Below are 14,183 nucleotides of genomic sequence, written 5' to 3'. Positions count from 1 at the left end.
CTCGGATCATGCGACAAATAAGGGGGCGTGATCAGAACAAGTGGACACCGGTTGTTCGCTCGGATCGTGCGACAAATAAAGGGACTCAGATGCCCTTGTCCCAGGCGGGTTCCGGCGCAAAGCGCCTGGCCAGGAATTCCACGAAGGCACGCACCTTGGCGGGTGCCTGGCGTCCGGAGGGCAGGACGGCATGGACGCCAAATTCCTGGACCGGCAGGTCGAGGTCGATCCGCTCCAGCGTGCCGCTGCGCAGGCTGTCGCCGACTATGAAGGTCGGCTGGTAGATCAGCCCCTGGCCGGCCAACGCCGCGGCGAGGAGGGCATCGCCGTTGTTGGCACGCAGGTTGCCCGAAACCGGAACGATGGTTTCGCCATTCAGGCCGAAGGCCCAGCGGTTCGCGCCCAAGACACTCGGCAGGGTGTAGCCGAGGCAATTGTGATGCTGCAGGTCCGCCACCGTGCGCGGCCTGCCGTGCGTGAACAGGTAGGACGGGGCCGCGCAGACCACGACCCGGCAGGGAGCGATGCGGCGCGCCACGAGGCCGGAATCCTTCAGGCGGCCGATGCGGATCGCGAGATCCCAGCCTTCCTCGATCAGGTCCACATAACGGTCGGTCAGGCCGAGATCGACCGTCACCGCCGGGTGCAGGCGGCTGAACTCGGCCAGGGCCGGCGCGATTTCGCGAATGCCGAAAGCCAGGGGCACGTTGAGCTTGAGCGTGCCGCGCGGCTCCACGCGGTCGAGGCTGGCGGAAGCCTCCGCTTCCTCGATCTCGGCGAGAATACGCTCGCAGGCGGCGAGATAGCTTTTTCCCGCCTCGGTCAACGTCATGCCCCGGGTCGAGCGGTTGAGGAGCTTGACGCCCAACCGGTCCTCGAGGGCCGAAACATGCTTGGTCACCATCGTCTGAGACAGGTCGAGCGCTCGCGCCGCCGCCGAGAAATTGCCCAGCGCCGCCACCCGGGCGAACACCTGCATGCTGGCGACCCGATCAAGCAATTCACTCTCCTGGTGTGAGCTTATATTCTTCGAACGGCATTTATCCTATCACCGGTATGAGTCCATATGGAAGCGGACACGTTATTTCAGGAGATCCCAATGATCGACAACCGTACCGCTCCCTTCGCCGCCCTCGTGCTTCGCATCACGCTCGGCATTCTCTTCCTCGCCCATGCGGGCCTGAAGGTCTTCGTCTTCACCCCCGCCGGCACGGCGCAGTTCTTCGGCAGCCTCGGCCTGCCTCCGGCGCTTGCCTATCTCACCATCCTCGTCGAAGTCGTCGGCGCCATTGCCCTGATCCTCGGCTTCTACACCCGCATCGCATCCATCGTGTTGATCCCGATCCTGCTCGGCGCCATCTTCACCGTGCACGGCTCTGCCGGGTTCTTCTTCTCGAATGCCAACGGCGGCTGGGAATATCCGGCGTTCTGGGCCGTTGCGCTTCTCGTCCAGGCTCTTCTCGGCGGCGGCGCTTATGCGCTTCGCTCCGAGCCCGTGCGGGCTTAAAAACAGGACCAAAACCATGTCAGCAGCCATTTCCCCCTTGAGCGAGTCCGCCTACACGCCGGCTCGTCCTATCGGGGCAGGCGTGCGGATCGGCCACGTTCATCTGAAGGTGGCCGACCTCGATCGCTCGCTTGCCTTCTATTGCGGTGTCCTGGGCTTTCAGCTCATGCAGCGCTACGGCTCGCAGGCCGCCTTCATCTCGGCGGGAGGCTACCATCACCATATCGGCCTCAACACCTGGGAGAGCAAAGGCGGCTCGCCGCCCCCGCGCGGGACGACCGGCCTCTACCACACGGCCATTCTCTACCCGACCCGGGCTGAACTGGCCGATGCGCTGCGCCGCCTCGTCGAAGCGGGCGTTCCCCTCGAGGGCGCCAGCGACCACGGGGTGAGCGAGGCGCTTTACCTGAGCGATCCGGACCGCAACGGCGTCGAGCTCTACTGGGACCGCCCCGAGGCCCAGTGGCCCCGCACGCCGGACGGAACGCTGCAAATGGTGACCGAGCGCCTGGATCTGCAGGACCTCCTCGCCAGCGCGCAGCCCTGACGAACAGGCCGCCGCCTCTCGTGCCCCCACGGCGGCGGCCTTTCTCGACTAGCCCGCCTCGCTGCCTAGATGCTAAAGTTCCTATTGGGACTTCGGCTGACGAGGAGAAGGGTCGTGTTGGAAGAATTCAAGAAATTCGCCTTGCGTGGAAACGTGGTCGATCTCGCCATCGGCGTGATCATCGGCGCTGCCTTCAGCCGGATCGTGGACTCGATCGTCGGCGATATTTTCATGCCGGTCATCGGCGCGGTGACGGGTGGCCTCGACTTCTCGAACTACTTCCTGCCCCTGTCCAAGGAAGTGACGGCAGCCTCCCTCGCAGAGGCGAGGAAGCAGGGTGCCGTGCTGGCATTCGGCAACTTCATCACCATCGCCATCAACTTCATCATCGTGGCGTGGGTTCTCTTCATGGTCGTGAAGGGCATGAACAAGCTTCAGAAGGCCGAGAAGGCCAAGGAAGCGCCCGAGGCCGCGGCCGATGTGAAGCTTCTCACCGAGATCCGCGACATCCTGAAGGACAAGGGCGCGGCCTGATCCATCACCGGATTCGATCGGTCCCTTTGAACGTTGTCATGAGAATACTCTAAGGCTTGCCTTGTCCGGGCGAACGCGCCATGCCTGTTCGCCTGCCGAGGAGTGCCATTCATGAACGCGTCCGTTTCGATTCCCTCCGTCTTCAACCTTCGCCCCGAGGCGGAGCGCGCGCCGACGAGCGGCATCGTCGATGTGTTCAATTACGGCCGCAACCGCGAAGGGCTGATCCCGCTCTGGGTGGGCGAGGGCGACCTGCCGACTCCATCCTTCATCAACGAGGCCGCGACCCGCTCGCTCGCGGCTGGTGAGACTTTCTACACCTACCAGCGTGGCATTCCCGATCTGCGGCAGGCCATCGCGCGCTATCATGAGCGTGTTTACGGCAAGCCTGCCGACCCGGAGCGGTTCTTCGTCACCTCGGGCGGCATGCCCGCCTTGCAGATCGCCGTGCGCATGCTCGCGGGCAACGGGGACGAGGTTCTGGTGCCGACGCCGGTCTGGCCGAACTTTATCGGCGCTCTCACCATCGCGGGCGCGCAGGCTGTCGGCGTGCCGATGACCTATTCCGCCAAGGGCTGGTTCCTCGACGCGCAGCGCCTCGAGGCTGCGATCACCCCGCGCACGAAGGCCATCGTCATCAACTCGCCCTCCAACCCGACCGGCTGGGTGGCAACCCATGACGAATTGCGGGGTGCCCTTGAGCTTGCGCGCAAGCATGGCCTGTGGATCATCGCCGACGAGATCTATGGCCGCTTCGTTTACGATGAGGCGTTGGCGGTGGATGGCCGCGCGCCGTCCTTTCGCGATGTGATGCAGCCGGAAGACCGCGTTCTCTTCATCCAGACTTTCTCCAAGAACTGGGCCATGACCGGCTGGCGTCTCGGCTGGATCGAAGCGCCCCCGGCCCTCGGGCAGGTCGTCGAGAACCTCATTCAGTACCAGACCTCCGGCACGCCGGTCTTCATCCAGCGCGGCGGCGTCGCGGCGCTGGAGCAGGGCGAGAGCTTCGTCGCGCACCAGATTGCCCGTGCAAGGGAAGGCCGCGAGATCATCATGAAGCTCGCCGAAACCGGGCTCGTGGAATTGCCGCCGCCCTCCGGTGCGTTCTACGCCTTTCCGAAAGTCAAAGACGGCAAGACCTCGCAGGAGATCGCGATCCGCCTCATCGACGAGGCGAATGTCGGCCTCGCGCCGGGCTCGGCTTTCGGCGGCGAGGGGTACTTACGGATCTGCTATGCTCGCAAGTCCGAAGACCTGAAGGAGGCGGTGCGCCGCATTTCCGCAGCCCTGCCGAAGATCGCCGGGTAGTTCTCTCCCGCATGGCTTGTGTGCGCGGCGGGCATTTGACGCATGAGCCCGCCGACGCCATTGAGGAACGGGAGTTCTTTCGTCCGCGCATGCAAACCGTCCTGATCCACCTTGCCCAGATTCTCATTGCCAGCCTCGGTGGGCTGATCTTTCACGTTCTCGGCGTACCCGGAGCATGGCTCTCAGGGTCGACCGTCGCCGTCATCCTGTGGAGCCTCGCCGGCTGGTCGAAGCCGATGCCGCGCTCTCTGGCCGACCTCGCGATGCTCACCTCAGGCGCTTCGATGGGTGCGGCGGTGACGCCCGCCGCCATCGCCGCCGTGGGGCGCTATCCGCTGAGCCTCGTTCTCCTGGTCATCGGCGTCGTGGCGATCAGCGCGGCATCCGCATTCTGGCTCACGCGCATCTCCGGCTGGCGCAAGGGCGATGCCGTTCTTGCCTCCGCCCCCGGTGCGCTCTCGACGGTGATGGCCATCGCCATCGACCGCAACGCCGCCGTCGCTCCCATCGCCATCGTTCAGAACCTGCGTCTCTTTATTCTGATCGCGCTCCTGCCCGGCGTCGTCGTGATGACGGGCGGTGGCGCGCTTACATCCGGTCTGCTGGGACAAGGACAGGAGATCATGCCGGCGGGCGGCATGGCGATCATGCTTCTGGCCAGCGTCGCAACCGGCCTTCTCTTCAAGCGCCTCGGCATCGCCGCGCCGATCCTTCTCGGCGCCGCGCTCGTCAGCACGCTCTGCCATGCAACGGGATCCGTGTCGGGCGTCATTCCGCCGGTGATCGCGACCGGCGGCCTGATCCTGATGGGGGCCTTCATCGCGGATCGTTTTCGCGATCTCGATTTCGCGACGGTTCGCCGCTCCATCTTCGCCGGCATCGGCTCATTCACCATCGGGATGAGTATCGCCGTAGCGTTCGCTGTTCTCGCGAGCCAACTCGCGGGTGTGAGTTTCGCCAACGCGATGATCGCCTTCGCGCCGGGCGGGCTTGAAGCGATGACCGTACTCGCCCTGATGCTGGGGCTCGATCCGCTCTATGTCGGCATTCACCACTTCGTCCGCTTCATCGGCATCGGCTTTGCGCTGCCGGTGGTGTTGACCTGGCTACAGCCCAAGCCGGAGGCCTGAAAATTATTCGCTCCGGCGCAGGCGTTCCACGGCTTCCATGCGCGGTTTCGCCGTCTCCCAAAGACGCTTCGTCACCGCCCCGATGAGCGCTTCGGTCAAGAGCATTAGGCCTGCCGATGAATCCCAGTTCGATGGGGCCGTGACGTGGGCGGGCAGAACATGCCGCGCGACGCGCGCGATGGGTGAGAGCCACGGATCGGTGACGAGGACGACGGTCGCGCCCTGCTTCGCCGCGGTTTCCGCTAGCAGAACGCTATCGTCCTGGTAGCGCCGGATGTCGAACACGACGAGCACGTCCTTGCGGCCGATCTCGATCATTCTGTCGCGCCAGAGGGCCGGCTGGCTGTCGATGGCGTGAACGTGGCTGCGCACGATGCGCAGATGACTTTCCGCATATCGCGCGAGTGCGCCCGTGAAGCGTCCACCGGTGAAGTGAATGGTGCGGCGTTGATCGCTCAAAAGAGTCACTACGGCGTTGAACTCGGCGGGCGCGATGTTCTCCACCGTCGCGCGCAGGTTCGCGATGGTCGCCTCCGCGAAGGCGGCAAGGGCGGGGGCCGCCTGCCCGTTGTCGAGGGGGCCCGCCTTGGCGAGGGGGGAGAGGAGCTGCGCCTCCAGTTCCTCCCGCAGATGCTTCTGAAAATCCGGAAAGCCGCTGAAGCCGAGACGGGTGACGAAGCGCAGGACGGACGGGGCCGAGATGCCGGCCCGCGCCGCGAATTCGGCCACCGTCTCAAGGCCCGCGAACGGATAATGGCTCAGGAGGACATGGGCCGCCCGCTTCTCACTCGGCGTGAAGTACTCCATTTCGTGGCGGATGCGATCCGCGAGGCTGGGCGGGTCGACGGGCGGGAGAGAGGCGAGGTCGGGCATTCCAAGTGCTTGTCCACAGATGTCCTTGACGGGCTTCAAAAGCTGTATCAAAAATTTCAAAACAATAAAAACGATAACGAACGTACCAAACGTTCAATCAGGGGACAGCTTGCCCAAGGGGCAGGCAAACGGAGGACCGCATGACGCATGCGAGCCGGACCAGCTCCGTGGGTGGAGCTGTGTCTCAGGGGGATGAACCTGTTGCCCGCCTCGAGAATGCGGAGGGGCGTTCTCCCATCCTGCTGATTTGCGAGCACGCCTCCAAACATTTGCCCGCACGATACGGCACGCTTGGCCTCGGGCCGCAGGAGCTTGAAAGCCACATCGCCTGGGACCCCGGCGCGCTCGGGGTGGCGATGGGCCTGTCCCGCCTGCTCGATGCGCCCCTCATCCATGCCACGGTTTCCCGCCTCGTCCTCGATCTCAACCGCGATCCGTCCGCGCCTGACTCAATCACGATGTTGAGCGAGCGCACTGAGGTGCCGGGTAATCTCAATCTCTCCGCCGAGGAGCGGGCGCGCCGTGCGAACGAGGTCTACAGGCCGTTTCACGATGCGGTGGATCGCTTCGCCGAGGCGCGTAAGGCGGCGGGCGCTCTGCGTGCCGTTGTCTCGATTCATTCCTTCACGCCCGTCTACAAGGGCGTCCCGCGCCCGTGGGAAATCGGCCTGATCTTCAATGACGATGCGCGCTATGCGCGCCATGTGGAAGCCGGGTTGAAGCGCGATGCCGCGCTGACCGTTGGCATGAACGAGCCTTATTCACCGGCGGACAGAGTGTTCCATACGCTCGAACGCCATGCCGAGCGGCGCGGCCTTGCCCCGCTCATGATCGAAATCCGCAACGACCTCATCCGCATGGAAGACGGGCAGGCGTCGTGGGCTGATCGTCTCGCGCCTTTGCTGAGGGAGGGACTTCCGGGCGCGTGACGACAACCATGGCGCGGACCGCCATGGACTACAGAGGGCAACAATCTTCTTGGAGGGAAGAGAATGTCAGTCGGTCAAGGAAGCGCGGGAGCGCAGAGTTCCGGAGGGGCGCAAGGCTCCGCCGGCATCACCTACACGAAAGTCGACGATAGTTATTTCGAGGCCCGCAAGCTCAAGCGCTACGCTCGCGTGTGGTCGCTCTGGGCGCTCGGTGTCGGTGCGGTGATTTCAGGCCATTATTCAGGCTGGAATCTCGGCCTCGCGCAAGGTTACGGCTCGATGTTTTTCGCGACGATCATCATCGCGACGATGTATCTGGGCCTGACATTCTCGCTTGCCGAGATGTCTCCGGCGCTTCCGCATACGGGTGGCGCCTATTCCTTCGCCCGTACGGCGATGGGCCCCTGGGCGGGATACATTACGGGCATCGCCGAGAACATCGAATTCGTGCTGACCCCAGCCGTCATCGTGTTCTTCATCAGCTCGTATCTCTCCGCCATCTTCGGAACGGCGCCTGAGTTCCAGCCGGTTTATTGGGTTTTGTCCTACGCGCTGTTTGTGGGACTGAACATCGTGGGCGTCGAGCTCTCGTTCAAGGTCACGGTGACGGTCACGGTGATGGCGCTTGCCGTTCTTGTGATCTTCTACCTTTCGGTTCTGTTCTCCGGAAAGCTCGATTTCGCGCACTGGGCGTTGAACATCGGCGCTGACGGCGCAGAACTCGCCAATGGCAATGGGCCTTTCCTGCCGCTTGGCATCAAGGGCATCTTCATGACCATGCCGTTCGCGGTCTGGCTGTTCCTCGCCATCGAGCAATTGCCGCTGGCGGCGGAAGAGTCGCATGATCCGCAGAAGGACATGCCGAAGGGCATCATCCTCGGCATCATGACGCTCATCGTCTCGGCCTTCCTCGTGACCTTCCTGAACACGAGCATCGCGCCGGGCGCTGCGGGCCTTGCCAAATCCGGTGAGCCTCTGCTCGATGGTTTCCGTACCATCTTCGGTGCGGACATCGCGAAGATCCTTGCCGCCGTCGCGGTGATCGGCTTGATCGCCTCGTTCCACACGATCATCTTCGCCTTTGGCCGGCAGATCTACTCGCTCTCGCGGGCGGGTTATTTCCCGCGCTTCCTCTCTATCACGCACGGCAGCCGCAAGACGCCGCACGTGGCGCTGATCGCGGGCGCGGTGATCGGACTTCTCGTGATGCTGATCATCTGGTTCTCGGTCGGAGCCGAAGCTGGTGCCAACGTCATTGGCGGAACGCTGCTCAACATGGCGGTCGCAGGCGCAATGCTGGCCTACTTCATGCAGGGCATGTCCTACATCACCCTGAAGAAGAAGTTCCCGCATATCCACCGGCCCTACAAGAGCCCGTTTGGAAACGCAGGCGCGGTCGTGTGCATGATCATCGCTGCCATCACGCTCTACTTCCAGTTCACGGATCCCGTGTTCCAGAACGGCGTTCTCGGCGTCGCGATCTACTATGCGATCATGATGGCTTACTTCCTCGTGTGGGGGCGCCACAAGCTCATCCTCTCGCCGGAAGAGGAATTCGCCCTCACCAAGGGCGAGGGCGACTACAAGACCCATTGATCGAACGGGGAGCGCATTCGTGCGCTCCCCTCCCTTTTCTTTCCCGTTAGGTTCTCGGCATGAACGCCCCAACATTTCGTATGGACACCCCCAAAATCAAGACGGCAGCCGATGCTGCAGCCTATGTGCGCAGTCGTAACCTTCCTTTCGTGAAGATCGGCATCGTCGATGTCGACGGCATCATGCGCGGCAAATATATGGCGCGCGACAAGTTCGAATCCGCCCTCCAGAACGGCTTCGGCATGTGCGATGTCGTGCTCGGCTGGGATTCGAACGATCAGCTTTACGACAACACGACGCTCACCGGCTGGCACACCGCCTATCCCGATGCGACCGCTCGCATCCTGCCGGAAACGATGCGCCTCATCCCCTTCGAGGACGACCTGCCGTTCTTCCTTGCTGAGTTTGATGGCTATGCCGAGGCGGCTTGTCCGCGCGGTGTGCTGCGCCGCGTTTTGAAGAAGGCCGAGGACATGGGCTATGCCGTGTCAGCGGCGGCGGAATTCGAGTTCTTCGTGTTCGAGGAAACGCCGCACTCCGTGCGCGAGAAGAATTACCGCGACTTGAAAAATCTCACGCCGGGCTTCTTCGGTTATTCGGTGCTGCGCTCGGGCGTGCATTCGGAGTTCTATCACGACCTGCTCGATCTCGGCACGAAGATGGATTTCGAGATCGAAGGCCTGCACACCGAAACCGGACCCGGCGTTCTCGAAGCCGCGATTCGCGTGGACGATGCGCTGAAAGCCGCCGACAAGGCCGCGTTGTTCAAGACCTATACGAAGATCCTCGCCCAACGCCGTGGCCTCATGGCGACGTTCATGGCGAAATGGTCGCGCGACTGGCCCGGCCAGTCGGGCCATTTGCATGCTTCGCTGAAAGAGATCAAGACTGGCAAGGGTGCTTTCTACGATCCCAAGAAGCCGCACAACATGTCGGACACCATGCGCTGGTTCGTCGGCGGTCAGCAGCAACTGATGCCCGAGCTCCTTGCGATGGTCGCCTGCACGGTGAACAGCTACACGCGCCTCATTCCGGGCTATTGGGCGCCGACCGATTCCGCCTGGGGCGTTGAAAACCGCACCACCGCGCTTCGCGTCATCCCGGGCTCGGAGAAATCGCAGCGCGTCGAGTACCGCGTTGCGGCGGCTGACATCAATCCCTACATCGCGCTGGCAGCTGCTATCGGCTCTGGCCTGTGGGGCATCGAGAACAAGGTCGATCCGGGTGAGCCCGTGCAGGGCAACGCCTATGCCGTCAAGCATCCGAAGAAGCGCGCGCTGCCGCGCTCGCTCGGCGAGGCGGCGGAACGCCTGAAGGCCTCCAAGCCTGCGCGCCAGCTTTTCGGCGAAACCTTCGTTGACCATTACGCCGCAACGCGCGAATGGGAAGAACGAGAGGCCCGCAAGGCCATCACCGACTGGCAACTCGCCCGTTACTTCGAGATCATCTAAGAGCGGAATTCCGGAGAGGCGGCCTCCGCCCCTCCGGCTTTTGCGGCACTTCAAGAGGAGACGCTAGGTCCCCACGCGGGGCCTTAGCCTTTCAAGAGAGCATCATGGCCGAGACCGATATCGTCTGTACTTCCCCCATCGACGGGCGCGAACTTGTCCGCCGTCCCATCATGTCCGAAGCCGCCATCGGCGCGGCTCTTTCGGCGGCGCGCGAGGCGCAAGGAAAGTGGCGTCACGTTCCGCTGGCCGAGCGCGCGGCGAAGGTGCTCGCCATGCTCGACGCGCTGGTCGCCATGAACCAGGAGGTGGTGCCGGAAATCGCGCAGCAGATGGGCCGCCCGGTCCGTTATGGCGGCGAGTTCCGGGGCGTCGAGGAGCGCGCGCGCTACATGGTGCGCATCGCGGAGGAAAGCCTCAAAGACATTCCCGCCGCTGATCCGAAGGACGGCTTCCGTCGCATGATAAAGCGCGAGCCGGTCGGTCTCGTGCTGGTTGTCGCGCCGTGGAACTATCCGTATCTGACTGCCATCAACACCATCGCGCCCGCGCTCATGGCCGGAAACGCGGTGCTGCTCAAGCACGCCTCGCAGACCATTCTCGCCGGCGAGCGTTTCCAGATGGCGGCAGATCGCGCCGGCCTCCCGAAAGGCTTGTTCCAGAACCTTGTTCTCAGCCACGATCAGACAAGCCGCATCCTCGGCGAAGGTCTTGTCGATCACTGCAACTTCACGGGTTCGGTCTCCGGCGGCAAGGCCATCGAGCGCGCGGCGGCGGGCTCGTTCACGTCGCTCGGACTCGAGCTTGGTGGCAAGGACCCGGCTTATGTGCGGGCCGATGCCAATATCGAGAACGCCATCGAAAATCTCGTCGACGGCGCGTTCTTCAACTCGGGACAATGCTGCTGCGGCATCGAGCGCATCTATGTGCATGAGAGCCACTACGATCGCTTCGTCGAAGGCGCTGTCGGTCTCGTGAACAAGTACGTTCTCGGCAACCCGCTGGATGAGGCGACGACACTCGGCCCGATGGCGCACAAGCGCTTCGCCGATCTCGTGCGTCAGCAGAACGCGGAAGCGGTGGCCAAGGGGGCGAAGGCGCATATCGACGCCAAGCGCTTTGCGGCTGATGTCGGCAACACCGCCTATCTCGCGCCGCAAGTTCTGACGAATGTGGATCACTCCATGAGCGTCATGCGCGAAGAGAGCTTCGGCCCCACCGTCGGCATCATGAAGGTGAAGAACGACGAAGAGGCGATCCGCCTCATGAACGACTCGCCTTATGGCCTCTCTGCTGCGATCTGGACGTCCGATATCGAAGCGGCGGAAGCCATCGGCGACAAGCTTGAAACCGGCACCGTGTTCATGAACCGCTGCGACTATCTCGATCCTGCTCTCGCCTGGACCGGCGTGAAGGATACGGGCCGCGGCGCAAGCCTCTCGAAGCTCGCCTACGAATCCCTCACCCGTCCGAAATCCTTCCACCTCCGTCAGATCTGAGTTTGAACGATATGACCGCTTCTCCCCGCTCCAACTGGAATTATCCCACAGCCGTCCGCTTCGGCGCAGGCCGTATTTCGGAACTCGCCGAGGCTTGCAAGTCGGTCGGCATGAGCGCGCCGCTCATCGTCACCGATCCGTTCCTCGCCACGCAGCCGATGACGAAGAACGCGTTCGAGGCCCTGAGGGCCGCTGGCCTCAAGGTCGGCATCTTCTCCGACATCAAGCCGAACCCGGTCGAGACAAATGTTTATAAGGGCCTCGAAGCCTTGAAGGCGGGCGGCCATGACGGCGTCGTCGCTTTCGGTGGCGGCTCGGCGCTCGATGCCGGCAAGGTCATCGCCTTCATGAAGGGCCAGACGCGCCCGATGTGGGACTTCGAGGATATCGGCGATTGGTGGACCCGCGCGGACCCCAAGGGCATCGCGCCGATCATCGCCGTGCCGACCACGGCGGGCACGGGCTCGGAGGTTGGCCGCGCCGGCGTCATCACGCAGGAAGCGACCCACACCAAGAAGGTGATCTTCCATCCGCTCATGATGCCGAAGATCGTCATCTGCGATCCGGAACTCACCGTCGGCATGCCGCCTCACATCACAGCGGGTACGGGTCTCGATGCGCTCGCGCACTGCATCGAAGCCTATTGCGCACCGGGCTATCACCCGATGGCGGACGGCATCGCGGTGGAAGGCATTCGGCTCGTGAAGGAATACCTCCCGCGTGCTTACAAGGACGGCAAGGATATCGAGGCTCGCGCCAACATGATGTCCGCCGCCGCGATGGGCGCGACCGCGTTCCAGAAGGGCTTGGGTGCGATCCACGCGCTCTCCCACCCGACAGGCGCGCTCTACGATACCCATCACGGCCTCACCAACGCAGTCTTCATGCCGTATGTGCTGATCTATAATCGCGCGGCCATCGAGAAGAAGATCGAGCGTCTTTCCGCTTATCTCGGCCTGCAGCCGACATTCCAGGCGTTCCTCGACTGGGTGTTGCAACTGCGCAAGGATCTCGGCATCCCGCACACGCTCGCAGGCCTGAAGGTCGACAGCGCCCGCTTCGACGAAATGTCGGAGATGGCTCCCAACGATCCGACCGCCGGCGGAAATCCGGTGCCGGTCACCAAGGAAAGCGCGCGCAAGCTCTTCGAGAACGCGCTGGCAGGCGTGCTGTAAGAGCGCACGATTGTTTGATGCAAAAACGGCGGGATCTGATCCCGCCGTTTTTGTTTTCAGGATTTGAGGCGCGGGCCTACCCCACCTGCAGGCCCCACCAGCCATGCAGGCCGACATAGATCCCGACCAGAATAATGAGCGCGCCCGACAGGTAAGGCGCACGCTGCGCGACGGTGTTGAACCAGGACCAATGCTGCGAAGCATGGCGAACGCTCAGCGCCGCGGCTGCGCCAACCGAGACGAGCGTGATCGCAAGTCCGATGCTGAAACCCAGCACAAGCGTCGCGCCCAATGCGACTTCCTTCAATTGCAGACAGATCAGCAGGATGGTGATGGCGGCAGGGCAGGGGATGAGGCCGCCGGTAAGGCCGAAGAGTACGATCTGCCACGTCGTCACGCTGCGGCCCGCGAAGCGGCGGCGAATGTCGTTGGCGTGGGCAAGCTCGTGCGCGTCCTGATAGCCGTCCGTCGCCAGAGCCAGGCCTTCGACTTCCTCATGCATCGGATCGTGGCCTTGCCCTTCCACGAAAGACACGTCGTAATCATGCGAGTGGTCGCCATGAGAAAGCTTTAACCGCGCCATGAGTTCGTGCGGCTCGGGAATTTCATCGACGGATTCGAGATAGCCGTCCTTTTGTGCAAAGGCGAAGGTCTGGCGTCGGCCATCCGGACGCTCGGTCTCCAATGCCACATTCGCCGAAGACCATGCGCGACCGCTTAGGGCGCGGATGCGCCAGCGCGGCGGAACGTCCTTTTCGAAAATTTCGAGCGAAAGGACTCCGTGGCCCGTATCGATGTGCCGGACATCATCGTGATGATGGTCGTGATCATGATGATGGTGATGGCCGCCCATCGCATCAGCGAAGCGCCGGTCGCGCCATGTCCGCCAGATCATCCAGATCGCGATGCCGATGATGGCCACGGCGGACGCGAGCTGGAAATAGGGCTCCGTAGTTTCCGCATTCATGTCCCGCCAGAGATACAGTCCCCCAAGGGCGATGCCCCAGACGACCAGCGTGTGGGACGCCGTCGCCGCGAGCCCGAGCAGGATTGCCTGCCAGAGTGTCCCGCGCACCGCGACGATGAAGGCGGCCATCAGGGTCTTCGAATGCCCCGGCTCCAGTCCGTGGAGAGCGCCAAGGGCAATGGCGCTTGGAATGAACAGCCATGCATGGGCGGTGCCCTGCTGCAGCAGTTCGGTGAACGGTACCATCGGCTTAATCCCGAATTGAACGGCCTAAAGATATTTAGTGATGGCCTTGAACTCGTCGATCGAGTGGCGCTGGTTGCGCGGCAACTGGCCGATCGTGTTCTCAAGGCAGTGATCCAGATGATCCTGGATCAGGGTTTTCTTCGCCTGCCCGATAGCCTTTTCGACAGCATGGAGCTGCTGCGCAATGTCGAGACAGGGGCGCCCGGATTCGATCATCGCGACGACGCTGCGAAGGTGCCCTTCCGCCCGCTTTAGCCGTTTGGCGATGTCAGGATGGCTTTGATGCGTATGCTTTTCAGACATACTTTATGCTATCCCCCTGGATAGGATGCCGTCAAGCGCGCAGCCATGACTGGAAACGCGGGCCGTGGCCTCGCTCTGGGACGGGGAAAGCGTGCCTGGAGGCTGATCGCGTCCTTTCATG

General features: G+C 63.0%; 14 protein-coding genes. 10 read left to right on the top strand and 4 right to left on the bottom strand.

What is annotated here, in order from left to right:
* Positions 1 to 85 precede the first annotated feature (85 nt).
* Positions 86 to 1,000 (bottom strand): LysR family transcriptional regulator, encoded by a 915-nt coding sequence (locus DQW91_RS11485; RefSeq protein WP_112663779.1) that lies wholly within the window; start codon positions 998 to 1,000, stop codon positions 86 to 88.
* A 99-nt stretch (positions 1,001 to 1,099) separates the two neighbouring features.
* Here DQW91_RS11485 and DQW91_RS11480 point away from each other — a divergent pair, with 99 nt between their 5' ends.
* The 5 genes from DQW91_RS11480 to DQW91_RS11460 all read left to right on the top strand — a co-directional run bounded on the left by DQW91_RS11480 (position 1,100) and on the right by DQW91_RS11460 (position 5,026).
* The gene (locus DQW91_RS11480) at positions 1,100 to 1,507 is read left to right on the top strand and encodes a DoxX family protein (protein WP_112663778.1); all 408 of its coding nucleotides are present in this window, start codon (positions 1,100 to 1,102) and stop codon (positions 1,505 to 1,507) included.
* A gap of 16 nt (positions 1,508 to 1,523) precedes the next feature.
* Positions 1,524 to 2,054 carry a VOC family protein gene (locus DQW91_RS11475; protein WP_112663777.1) on the top strand — a complete coding sequence of 177 codons (531 nt, stop codon included), beginning with the start codon at positions 1,524 to 1,526 and terminating at the stop codon, positions 2,052 to 2,054.
* A 114-nt stretch (positions 2,055 to 2,168) separates the two neighbouring features.
* The gene (mscL, locus tag DQW91_RS11470; RefSeq protein ID WP_112663776.1) at positions 2,169 to 2,588 is read left to right on the top strand and encodes a large conductance mechanosensitive channel protein MscL; all 420 of its coding nucleotides are present in this window, start codon (positions 2,169 to 2,171) and stop codon (positions 2,586 to 2,588) included.
* Between the two features lie 111 nt (positions 2,589 to 2,699).
* On the top strand, positions 2,700 to 3,896 hold the full coding sequence (locus tag DQW91_RS11465) for a pyridoxal phosphate-dependent aminotransferase (protein WP_112663775.1): 1,197 nt from the start codon (positions 2,700 to 2,702) through the stop codon (positions 3,894 to 3,896).
* A gap of 11 nt (positions 3,897 to 3,907) precedes the next feature.
* Positions 3,908 to 5,026, top strand: a complete 1,119-nt coding sequence (locus DQW91_RS11460; protein ID WP_245410993.1) for an AbrB family transcriptional regulator — start codon at positions 3,908 to 3,910, stop codon at positions 5,024 to 5,026.
* A 3-nt stretch (positions 5,027 to 5,029) separates the two neighbouring features.
* Here the strand turns inward: DQW91_RS11460 and DQW91_RS11455 are convergent, their stop codons facing one another.
* The gene (locus DQW91_RS11455; RefSeq protein ID WP_112663774.1) at positions 5,030 to 5,899 is read right to left on the bottom strand and encodes a MurR/RpiR family transcriptional regulator; all 870 of its coding nucleotides are present in this window, start codon (positions 5,897 to 5,899) and stop codon (positions 5,030 to 5,032) included.
* Positions 5,900 to 6,039: 140 nt separating this feature from the next.
* Between DQW91_RS11455 and DQW91_RS11450 the strand changes: the two genes are divergently transcribed.
* From DQW91_RS11450 to DQW91_RS11430, 5 genes are all read left to right on the top strand, one after another.
* Positions 6,040 to 6,828, top strand: a complete 789-nt coding sequence (locus DQW91_RS11450; protein ID WP_112663773.1) for an N-formylglutamate amidohydrolase — start codon at positions 6,040 to 6,042, stop codon at positions 6,826 to 6,828.
* 63 nt (positions 6,829 to 6,891) lie between these two features.
* Positions 6,892 to 8,424: an amino acid permease gene (locus DQW91_RS11445; protein WP_112663772.1), complete on the top strand. Its 1,533-nt coding sequence runs from the start codon at positions 6,892 to 6,894 to the stop codon at positions 8,422 to 8,424.
* 59 nt (positions 8,425 to 8,483) lie between these two features.
* Positions 8,484 to 9,875: a glutamine synthetase family protein gene (locus DQW91_RS11440; protein ID WP_245410992.1), complete on the top strand. Its 1,392-nt coding sequence runs from the start codon at positions 8,484 to 8,486 to the stop codon at positions 9,873 to 9,875.
* A 104-nt stretch (positions 9,876 to 9,979) separates the two neighbouring features.
* On the top strand, positions 9,980 to 11,371 hold the full coding sequence (locus DQW91_RS11435) for an aldehyde dehydrogenase family protein (RefSeq protein ID WP_112663770.1): 1,392 nt from the start codon (positions 9,980 to 9,982) through the stop codon (positions 11,369 to 11,371).
* 11 nt (positions 11,372 to 11,382) lie between these two features.
* The gene (locus DQW91_RS11430; RefSeq protein ID WP_112663769.1) at positions 11,383 to 12,546 is read left to right on the top strand and encodes an iron-containing alcohol dehydrogenase; all 1,164 of its coding nucleotides are present in this window, start codon (positions 11,383 to 11,385) and stop codon (positions 12,544 to 12,546) included.
* A gap of 76 nt (positions 12,547 to 12,622) precedes the next feature.
* Here the strand turns inward: DQW91_RS11430 and DQW91_RS11425 are convergent, their stop codons facing one another.
* The gene (locus DQW91_RS11425) at positions 12,623 to 13,759 is read right to left on the bottom strand and encodes a nickel/cobalt efflux transporter (protein ID WP_112663768.1); all 1,137 of its coding nucleotides are present in this window, start codon (positions 13,757 to 13,759) and stop codon (positions 12,623 to 12,625) included.
* Between the two features lie 24 nt (positions 13,760 to 13,783).
* Positions 13,784 to 14,062, bottom strand: coding sequence for a metal-sensing transcriptional repressor (locus tag DQW91_RS11420; protein ID WP_112663767.1), 279 nt, complete (start codon positions 14,060 to 14,062; stop codon positions 13,784 to 13,786).
* Positions 14,063 to 14,183 lie beyond the last annotated feature (121 nt).

This window comes from Microvirga flavescens (assembly GCF_003290125.1).
Taxonomy (GTDB): domain Bacteria; phylum Pseudomonadota; class Alphaproteobacteria; order Rhizobiales; family Beijerinckiaceae; genus Microvirga; species Microvirga flavescens.
Note: the sequence above shows the minus strand (reverse complement) of the source record. Positions and strands in the feature narration are given on the sequence as shown.